General features: G+C 67.7%; 7 protein-coding genes. 2 read left to right on the forward strand and 5 right to left on the reverse strand.

The window, feature by feature from the left end; translation table 11 throughout:
• From gtfA to WBV89_RS21940, 5 genes are all read right to left on the reverse strand, one after another.
• On the reverse strand, positions 1–1,386 hold a 1,386-nt coding region (gene gtfA / locus WBV89_RS21920), incomplete at its 3' end, for a sucrose phosphorylase (protein WP_423983454.1).
• 9 nt (positions 1,387–1,395) lie between these two features.
• Positions 1,396–1,791: a hypothetical protein gene (locus WBV89_RS21925; protein ID WP_423983455.1), complete on the reverse strand. Its 396-nt coding sequence runs from the start codon at positions 1,789–1,791 to the stop codon at positions 1,396–1,398.
• Positions 1,788–3,905: a prolyl oligopeptidase family serine peptidase gene (locus WBV89_RS21930; protein ID WP_423983456.1), complete on the reverse strand. Its 2,118-nt coding sequence runs from the start codon at positions 3,903–3,905 to the stop codon at positions 1,788–1,790. Before WBV89_RS21930 ends, WBV89_RS21925 begins: the two co-directional genes overlap by 4 nt.
• 18 nt (positions 3,906–3,923) lie before the next feature.
• Positions 3,924–4,913, reverse strand: coding sequence for a nucleoside hydrolase (locus WBV89_RS21935; protein WP_423983457.1), 990 nt, complete (start codon positions 4,911–4,913; stop codon positions 3,924–3,926).
• Between the two features lie 49 nt (positions 4,914–4,962).
• Positions 4,963–5,145 (reverse strand): phosphatase PAP2 family protein, encoded by a 183-nt coding sequence (locus WBV89_RS21940; RefSeq protein WP_423983458.1) that lies wholly within the window; start codon positions 5,143–5,145, stop codon positions 4,963–4,965.
• A 111-nt stretch (positions 5,146–5,256) separates the two neighbouring features.
• Here WBV89_RS21940 and WBV89_RS21945 point away from each other — a divergent pair, with 111 nt between their 5' ends.
• Together WBV89_RS21945 and WBV89_RS21950 are read left to right on the forward strand one after the other, a co-directional pair.
• On the forward strand, positions 5,257–5,667 hold the full coding sequence (locus WBV89_RS21945; protein ID WP_423983459.1) for a helix-turn-helix domain-containing protein: 411 nt from the start codon (positions 5,257–5,259) through the stop codon (positions 5,665–5,667).
• Between the two features lie 70 nt (positions 5,668–5,737).
• A complete protein-coding gene (locus WBV89_RS21950; protein ID WP_423983460.1) occupies positions 5,738–6,136 on the forward strand; it encodes a VOC family protein in 399 nt (132 codons plus the stop codon).
• Positions 6,137–6,359 lie beyond the last annotated feature (223 nt).

Raw genomic sequence — 6,359 nt, forward strand, 5'->3', positions numbered from 1 at the left:
GTCCGCGACGGCGGCGCCGTTCGTCCAGCGCATCCGCAGCGTGCCGGCCGGCGAGTCGACCAGTTCGAACTCGCCGTCGAACGCCGGATCGGTGGCGCGCCAGCGCAGCATCGCGAGGAGTTCGCGGACCACCGGCCGTCCGAGCGCAGCGGCGATCTCGGTGTCGGTGTAGTGGTGTCGGTTGATGTCGCGGCCGTCACCCGATTTCGCGAGCAGGTCCATGTCGTTCGAGCCCGCCAGCAGCCCGACGTAGTAGATCTGCGGGATCCCGGGGAGCATCAGTTGGATCATCCGGGCAGCGAGGTACCGGGCATCGTCGCGTCCGAGCGCGTCGTAGAACGTGCAGTTCACCTGGTACAGGTCGAGGTTGGCCGCGGCGGCGCCGGTCGCCAGCAGGCTCTCCTCTTTCGAGCGGGCATGGATCCCCTCGATGAGATCGCGGATCCGAGCGGGGAAGAGCACACCCTCGCGTGAGCGATCGCGTTGATCGACCCCGACGTCGATCACCCCGATCCCGTCGTGGGTGTCGAGGACGTTGATCGCGTTGTTCGGTCGCATCCGGATCCACGCGCGGAGTGGTTCGGCGTCGCCGGTGGTCACGGCATCGATCGCCAGCGGGGGCAGCGCGAAGTCGTAGACCCGATCGACGCGTGCGGCGACGTCGATCTGGTCGCGGTGGTATCCGTGGACTTCGACGAGGACGCTCATGTCGCGCTCGCGAGCGGCTGCGGTGAGGCGATCGATGAACGCGTACGTCTCGGGGATCATGAAGCACGATGTCCCGGCCCGCTTGATCGCGTAGCCGATCGCATCGAGGCGCACGACGTCGACGCCTGCTTCACCGAACCGGTCGAGCACGTCGATCAAGTAGTCCCATCCGGCGCCGCTCTCGACGTCGATGTCGATCTGCTGATGGGTGAACGTGGACCACACCGTCCGGGTCGAGCCGTCGGCGAGTTCGACGTCGTGGAACGGGGGAGTCGGACGGGGACGAAAGATCGTCGCCCGTTCGATGTCGGTCGGTTCACCGCCGAACACCGCTGCGGGCGAGAGGAACATCGATGCGTGCGGTGATTCGTCCCCGCGCCGCATCCAGTCGATGAACTGAGCCGAATCTGTCGAGATGTGATTGACGATCAGATCGGCGGTCACGTCGACGTCACGCCCGAGGTCAGCGACGTCACTCCAGGTACCGAGGCGCGGGTCGACCGTCGTGTGGTCGGCGGGATCGAAGCCGGCATCGCTGCCGTCGATCGGGACGAAGAACGGAAGGACGTGGACGCCTCCGAACGCTCCGGGAACCGTGTCGTTCAGGAATGAGCGAAGCCCGGCCAGGTCGCCGGCCAACCGGTCCGCATAGGTGACCAACTGCGGCTGATCGCGCATCGAACGGGTTCAGCCGAAACGAACGGCGACTTCGGCGAGGATCGTTCCCTCGGCCGGGCTCACCATGTCGTTCGCGCCGGCGACGTCTCGTGCCGCCGAGAACAGTGCCGAGCGCAGCACCCGGCTGCTGATCGTCGCGTCGATCTCGTCGAGGTAGTCGTCGGTCCGGCCGGTCTGGATCGCGCGTCGTGATTCCTCGATCGCCGGGCGCAGGTGGTCCTCGAAGGGGAAGTCGTCGCCTCGCCATTCGGCGCTGATCTCGCGCACGACGTCCACCTCGACATCGTCGATGTGATCGTCGGCGAGCATCACCAGGGTCAGGAGTTGGAGGGCCGCTCGGTGTTCGGCGTTGGCGGTCGCGTGGACGGCGACGCCGCGGTACAACTCGGCGAGTCGATCGTTCATGTCGTCGATGTTTCCAGATCGGGACCGAGGGAACGCGCCAGGAAGTCGAGTTGGTGCCGAAGCAGGTTCTCGGCGACCACCTCCTGGGGCGTCATGTGGGTGACTCCGACGAGTGGGAGCACCTCGTGTGGGCGACCAGCCGCGAGCAACGCGGACGACAGCTGCAGCGTGTGGGCAGCGACGACGTTGTCGTCGGCGAGGCCGTGGATCAGCAACAGTGGCCGTCGAAGATCGCCGGCGAGTGGAAGCAGCGAGTTGGCGTCGTAGACGGCTGCACCCTCGTCGGTGTTCGGATCGCCGAGATACCGCTCGGTGTAGTGCGTGTCGTAGAGGCGCCACTCGGTCACCGGTGCGCCCGCGATCGCGGCGTGGAACACGTCGGGACGTCGCAGCACCGCGAGCGCCGCGAGGTAGCCGCCGAAACTCCAGCCACGAATCGCGACCCGATCGAGGTCGAGCATCGGAAACTCTTCGGCGGTGGCGTGGAGCGCGTCGATCTGGTCGTCGAGCGGGGGGTTGGCCAGATCGTCGCGGACCGAGCGTTCCCAGGCGGCACCGCGTCCCGGGGTGCCGCGACCGTCGCTGACCACGACCGCGTACCCCTGGTCGGCGAACCACTGCGACGACAGGTGGGCGTTGTGGACGCTGGTGACGCGCTGGGCATGCGGTCCGCCGTACGGGTCGAGCAGAACGGGGAGTGGGGTGTCGTCGTCACGGTCACGCCCGGTCGGGAGCAGCACCGCGGTCGCAAGCGAGCGTTCGCCGGCGCGGAGCAGCGTCACGTTCGGCACGATCGAGGGTGTCTCGGCATGCGATGCCAGCAGCGACCCGTCGACGGCTCCATCCACTCGGACCGCGTGTCTCGCTCCGGGCAGACTCAGGTCGGCCGAGCGCACGACCATGGTCGCCCCGCCGATCGCAGCCGTATGAGATCCGGGCGCGTCGGTGACCCGGCCGCGGGTCGAGGACCAGATGTGGAGTTCGGTCGGATCCTCGAGCTCGTTCGCGAGGAAGATGATCTCGTCCTCGGTCGCGTTCGCCACGGCACGGACCTGGAGTTCGGTCGGCGTGACCGCCGCGCCGTCGACGAAGAGTCGTCGCATCCCGTCGCGATCGGACGCGGTGAGGACCCGACCGCCGCCCACGAGCCGAGGAACGCCCGGCACGTTCTCGACCCAGGATTCGTCGTCGTCGCTTGCCACCTCGGTGACCGATCCGGTTGCCGGGTCCACGGTCATCGTGGAGGTCCGGCGTTGATCGCGGGACTGGGTCGAGATCAGCAGGCCGTGCTGCGACCACTCGACCACCGCGAGATAGGGGAACGCCTCGCGATCCCAGTCGACCTCGCAGCGGGAACCATCGAGTCCGAGGAGATGCAGCGACACCGTCGGGTTGTCCGACCCCGCGAGGGGGTACCGGACCGTGCGTGGCGGCCGGTCGGGGTTGGCGGGGTCCGCGATCGTCAGCTCGGACACCGGCTCGTCGTCGACGCGACACGCCGCAATCGACTGCCCGTCGGGGCTCCACCAGTAGCCGCGCATGCGGTGCATCTCCTCGGCGGCGATGAAGTCCGCACCTCCCCACGAGACGTTCCCGTCGGGGTCGCCGGGTCCCGCCAGGACACGGGATGTCCCGTCGAGCTCGGCGACGCGGAGGCTCGACCCACCGACATACGCGATGCGTTCGGAGGTGGGAGCCGGGCGCGGGTCGTGCACGGGGCCATCGACCGGAAGGTGTTGCGCCGCGCCCTCGACGAGGTCGGCGGTGAACAGTTCGCCATTCACCGCGAACGTGGCGAACCGACAGGACTCGTCGGTCGCGTATCCGGTGATGCCGCTCGTGCCGTCACGCGCACGTTCGCGTCGCGCCCGCTCGGCGTCGGTGAGCTCAACTGTCGAGGGGTCGTCCACGCCGAGCAACTCGCGGGGGTCGGCCACCCGGCGTTCCTCGCCCGTCGCGACGTCGAACACCCACAGTGCGTTGACGGGATCGTCCCCGGCCGAACTCCGCAGGAACACGACGCGGGCACCATCCGGCGAGACGCGGACGTCGCGCGGTTCACCCAACGTGAAGCGTTGGGTGCGGGCGTACTGGCGCGGGAACGATTCGCTCACGGCGCCATCGTAGGTTGGTCAGACACGCGGAGCGCTGGCCTGGATCGCCTCGATCACGATGTCGAACGCGGCGTCGGCATCCACGTCGACGAGTACATCGCAGTTCGGGGCGGAACGTTCGAGCAGCTTGCGTTCGTCGATCACGGTCATCCCCGCGGTGTGCTCGCCGACGGTTTCGACGACGACGTGGCGATGCCGTCGTTCGAACAGCTCCGGGTGGCTCACGGCGAGCACCGCCAACGGATCGTGGAGCGCAGCGCCGCTCATCGTGCCGGCATCATGGCGGGACAGATAGGTGCCCGAGAAGAACTCGAACAATCCGGTGAGGATCTCGGCCAGTTGCCCCGACAGAGCCCCGGTCCGAGCGATCCGTTCGGGCGTCAACTGGAAGCGGTGGGTCACGTCGAGGCCGGCCATGATCAACGAACCGGGAACCGGACCGAGCGGTCCGGGAGAGCCACGGTCGAACGTCTCGAACACGATCGCGGCGGCGTGCGGGTCCGCCCAGATGTTGAACTCTGCGACCGCCGACCGATTGCCGAAGCTGCCGCCTCCCATCAGCGACACCCCGGCGATCCGGTGCGCGATGTCGGGTGCCCGGCGGAGGGCGAGGCCGATGTTGGTGAGCGGTCCGGTCGGCACCAGCCAGATTCCTTCGTCGGCTCGGCACGTGTCGATGATGAAATCGACTCCGTCGGTGCCGTCGAGCGGCGTGACCGGGCTCGGCAGATCGGCTCCGTCGAGTCCCGACTCACCGTGGATCGATGGTGCGTACTGGGACTTGGCGACGATCGGATGCCCGCAACCCCGATGGACCGGGGCGTCGATCCCGATCAGGTCGCGCATCACGAGCGCGTTGTGCGTGGTGCGGTCGAGGTCGGCGTTCCCGCCGACGGTCACGATCCCGCGGATGTCGGCGACGTGTGCTGCGACGAGCAGCGCGACGGCGTCGTCGTGGCCGGGGTCGCAGTCGACGATCATCTTCGGTCGTGCAGACGAGGCGTTCATGTCGTGAGCTTGGCAGGCCGTCGATCGGGCGAGCCAATGACGCGAGCGCTCAGGGGGCGCGGCGGCGGATGCCGTCGGTGATCTCGAGGGCGGCGAGCCCGATCAGCGCTCCGAACGACCATCCTCCGATGGTGTCGGCAGGGAGGTGGACGCCGTGGACGATGCGTGCGGTCCCGACACACCCCGCGAGGTGCGCGGCCACCCACCGCCACCGTCGCGGGAGAGCACCCATCGACGTCGACTTCGCAGCACTCGCACGCCACACCGACGTGCGACTGCACCCGGCTTCCCGGCACTGAGTTCACCCTCTCCGAGCCGACGTCGTGCGGGGTACGGTCGGAGGGTGTCTCCGGATGAACTCGCCGACCTCGCCCGGTTGCGGCGAGCGCGTGACTTCATGGATCGGAACTATCGGGATCGGCTGAGTGTTCCGGCGTTGGCCGAGCGAGCTGCGATGTCGCCTGCGCACTTCTCCCGACGATTCCGAACCGTGTACGGCGAGACGCCGTACGCGTATCTGATGACCCGCCGGATCGAACGGGCGATGATGCTGCTGCGGCACGGCGCGACGGTCACCGACGCGTGCTTCGCGGTCGGATGTGCATCACTCGGTTCGTTCAGCTCATCGTTCAGCGACATCGTCGGTGAGTCCCCGTCGCAATACCGCCAACGTGACCACAGCGGCTTGGAGACTCTGGCCCCCTGCGTCGCCAAGCGTGCCACGCGGCCGCTCCGCACTGCCGTGTCCAGCTGACCCTTCCAGTGGATGGAATCGAGCAGGATCGGAGAAGCCGGCGATCGGTCTGCCTTCTACGGTTGCGGACATGGCAGTCAATCTCTCCAAGACGTTCGTCACCGTCCAAGACCCCGATCAGGCGCTCGGCTTCTACCGCGACGCTCTCGGCCTCGAAGTGCGCCAGGACGTCGAGAACAACGGCTTCCGCTGGGTCACGGTCGGCGCCCCGGGCCAGGAGGTCGACATCGTGTTGTCGCAGCCCCACGGCGGCCGTTCCCCGGCCGAGGGCGATGCGCTGGCGGCGCTGGTGACTCAGGGTTCGCTGCAGGCCGCGATCTTCAGCGTCGACGACCTCGATGCAACGTTCGACAGGCTCGTCGCGTCGGGGGCCGAAGTGCTCGAGGAACCCACCGATCAGTTCTGGGGAGTTCGTGACTGTGCATTCCGTGACCCGTCGGGCAATCTCGTTCGAATCGCGCAGGCCTGACACGGGCGTCACGGTGGTGCGAGCATCCGTCGCCCCACGCTTCGAACCCTATTGTCAGGGACCAACCTCACACCGCAGTTCGAAGGGAAGCCGATGAAGGACTACACAGACGTCGATGCCTACCTCGCAGAGTGCGACCAGTGGCCGGACGAGATCGCAGCGATTCGTCCGATTCTGCTCTCATGCGGACTCGACGAGACGATCAAGTGGGGCAAGCCCTGCT

This window comes from Ilumatobacter sp., from assembly GCF_049588435.1.
Lineage (GTDB): Bacteria > Actinomycetota > Acidimicrobiia > Acidimicrobiales > Ilumatobacteraceae > Ilumatobacter_A.

Coding starts and splice junctions, on each gene's coding strand:
- WBV89_RS21950 (WP_423983460.1), top strand. CDS start 5,738: ATGGCAGTCAATCTCTCCAAGACGTTCGTCACCGTCCAAGACCCCGAT.
- WBV89_RS21935 (WP_423983457.1), bottom strand. CDS start 4,913: ATGAACGCCTCGTCTGCACGACCGAAGATGATCGTCGACTGCGACCCC.
- WBV89_RS21940 (WP_423983458.1), bottom strand. CDS start 5,145: ATGGGTGCTCTCCCGCGACGGTGGCGGTGGGTGGCCGCGCACCTCGCG.
- WBV89_RS21925 (WP_423983455.1), bottom strand. CDS start 1,791: ATGAACGATCGACTCGCCGAGTTGTACCGCGGCGTCGCCGTCCACGCG.